4 protein-coding genes are annotated in these 2,639 nt (G+C 69.3%); all 4 read right to left on the bottom strand.

From position 1 onward, the window contains the following. Positions 1 to 223: 223 nt before the first annotated feature. On the bottom strand, positions 224 to 406 hold the full coding sequence (locus IRZ18_09610) for a thioredoxin family protein (GenBank protein MBX5477362.1): 183 nt from the start codon (positions 404 to 406) through the stop codon (positions 224 to 226). A gap of 42 nt (positions 407 to 448) precedes the next feature. Beyond that, positions 449 to 868, bottom strand: coding sequence for a hypothetical protein (locus IRZ18_09605; GenBank protein MBX5477361.1), 420 nt, complete (start codon positions 866 to 868; stop codon positions 449 to 451). A 139-nt stretch (positions 869 to 1,007) separates the two neighbouring features. Continuing rightward, the gene (locus IRZ18_09600) at positions 1,008 to 2,105 is read right to left on the bottom strand and encodes an ABC transporter permease (protein MBX5477360.1); all 1,098 of its coding nucleotides are present in this window, start codon (positions 2,103 to 2,105) and stop codon (positions 1,008 to 1,010) included. Beyond that, positions 2,102 to 2,639 (bottom strand): ABC transporter ATP-binding protein (locus IRZ18_09595; GenBank protein MBX5477359.1); only part of this gene is annotated, 538 nt, incomplete at its 5' end. The genes IRZ18_09600 and IRZ18_09595, both read right to left, overlap by 4 nt.

The raw sequence follows: 2,639 nt of genomic DNA, 5'->3' as shown, positions 1-2,639 counted from the left end.
GCCTTGTTTCGGGTAACGGCCCCGAAGCGGGACCGGGCCGCCCTACCAGCCGCGGGGAATGCGTGCCTTCAGGCGGACGGCTCCGGGGGGAGACCCCGCCCCCGCGCGTACCGGCTTCCAGCCGCGACCGGCTCTCTGCGACGCGCGGCGGGGAGGGGAGGCCCCTTCATGGCCCGCGTATGTGGTTGATGGCCGTAATGCTAGGCCAGCCCGGCCGCCGGCGTCAAGATGGCTGGCCCAGCGCTTCGCGGATCTTTTGCACGAGAACGCGTTCCGGCACGGCGCCGTCGATGCCGACGCTGCCGTTGATGACCGTCTTGGGAACGGCATAGACGGCGTGCTTCATCGCGAGCTCCATGAAGTGCGTCGCGTCGATGGCCACCGCCTCGACCTTGTCGCTCTCCATCGCCATCTGATGCGCCAGGCGCACGGCCCGGGGACAGTACGGTCAGGTCGGCGTGGAAAAGACGTGCAGCGCCACCGGCTCCGACAACGATCCGAGGAAGCTTCGCGTCTCATCCGACAGGGCCGTGCGCCCGAGCGAGACATCGAGGATGTCCTCGATGAGCGCGCCGAACTCGTACCCCGCCGGGGCCCCGGCGAAGTAGAAGCGCGCGCCGCGCTCCCCCGCCCGGCGGACGTAGATGGCCGGCGTCAGCTCGGGCTGCAGTCCCTGTCCGGCCGCCTCCTCCGGCGCGAGCCGCACGACGGAGAGCTTGCCCGTGATCTCCGCGACCTCGTCGAGCAGCGCCCCGACCTCTTCCGTGTCCGCGGAAGGCGGCGCGACGAGGACCAGTTCCACCGGCGCGTCCATGGCCTCAAGCGCTTCCAGGACCCTCTTGCGGATGTCGTCCCCCAAGAGCCGCATGGCACTCCTCCTCAACTGCTCACAGGGTACCACAGCGCACCCTCAAACACGCGGAGCGGCGCACGGGGTCCGTGCGCCGCTTCGCAGTCCGGTCGACCGCCGTTCCGGCCCGCCGCCGCGCTCCCGCGCCCGCCGGGCGTCACTCCCACCGGAACGTGCGCACCGAGCCCACGATGCTGACGAGCAGCCAGACGGCCAGGGCGGCGACGTCCGCCCGGAGCGTGGCGAGCGTGGCGCCGGACGTCAGCGTCGAACGGAGGCCGTCCGCCAGGTAGGTGAGCGGCAGGTAGTGCACGATCTTGAAAAGCCAGCGCGGCAGCGTGTCGTTCGGGAAGAAGATCCCCGACAGGAACATCATCGGCAGCGACACCAGGTTCACCAGGGGCACGACCGCTTCCGAGTCCTTCGCGATGCCGGCCAGGAAGAAGCCGATCGCGAAGAACACGCCCATGCCCAGGATCGTCAGCACCACGATGGTCATCGCGTGCACGGTCAGGTGCGCCTTGAACACCCCGAGGGCCAGACCCAGCAGCAGGACGACGGACAGGAAGCCGCTCACCATCTGGTTCGTCACCCACGCGGTGACGATGGTCGTCGGCGTCACCGTGGTCGCGCGCAAGCGCTTCAGCACGCCGCGATCCCGCCAGCGGGTGACCACGTTCGCGATGGAGAACAGGCCCGAGTTCATCATCATCATCGCCAGCAGGCCCGGAACGACGAACTCCAAGTATCCGGTCGCCGTGGTGCCGATGGCCTCCGAGCGCGTCACGATGGGCGAGGTGCGCCGCGCGAGCCCCAGACCCACGTGCTCGATGGTCGACTCCAGCATCCCGCGCGTCTGCGCGGCCTTGACGGGGTTCGCGTTGCCGTAGAGCACCCGGAGATCGGCTTCCCCCTGCCCCAACAGGGCCGCCTGGAGATGCGCGCCGAAGCCCTCCGGGAGGACGATGGCCGCGTCGGCCTTGGCGTCGGCGACCTGCTTGCGCGCCGCGGCTTCGCTCGACGCCTCCTTCGCCTTGAATACGGGGACGTGGGCAAGCGCCTCCGCCACCTGCTGCGAGGCCGGGCTGCGGTCCAGGTCGACGATCAGCACCTTGACGTCCGGCGTGGAGTTGCGTCCAAAAAAGCCCATCATCGTCATGAAGACGACGGGGAAGAACAGCGTCCAGAAGATGGCCTGCCGGTTGCGGACCATCTGCTTGAACGAGGCCGTGAAGAACGCGAGCCAGCTCTTCATTCGCGGAGGCTCCTTCCGGTCAGCTTGAGGAAGAGGTCTTCAAGCGAGGCCGTCCGCACGGCCAGCTCCGAGACGCTCACGCCGGCCTCCGTGGCCCAGGTGAAGAGCCGGGCGAGGACGCCCGGCACGTCCTGCACCTGCGCGGAGACCTCCGGTCCGCGGACGGCGCCGTCCTGGCCGAGGAGCGCGCCGAGCTGGGCCGCGCGGCGGTCGTCGAGCGGCTCGCCGACGCGGAACTCGACGATCGACGCGTCGAAGTGGCGGCGGATCAACTCCTGCGGCGAACCCTCGGCGATGATCTTGCCGTGGTCGATGACGAGCAGGCGGTCGCACAGCTCCTGGGCCTCGTCCATGTAGTGCGTGGACAGGACGACCGTCTTCCCTTTCTCCTTAAGTGCGCGGATCGTGTCCCAGAGGTTGCGGCGGGCCTGGGGATCGAGGCCGGTCGTCGGCTCGTCGAGGAAGACGATCTGCGGGTCGTTCACCAGCGCGATCGCGATCGACAGCCGCTGCTTCTGGCCGCCCGAGAGGTCC

It is taken from the genome of Clostridia bacterium, from assembly GCA_019683875.1.
Taxonomy (GTDB): Bacteria; Bacillota; Sulfobacillia; order RBS10-35; family Bu92; genus Bu92.
Note: the sequence above shows the minus strand (reverse complement) of the source record. Positions and strands in the feature narration are given on the sequence as shown.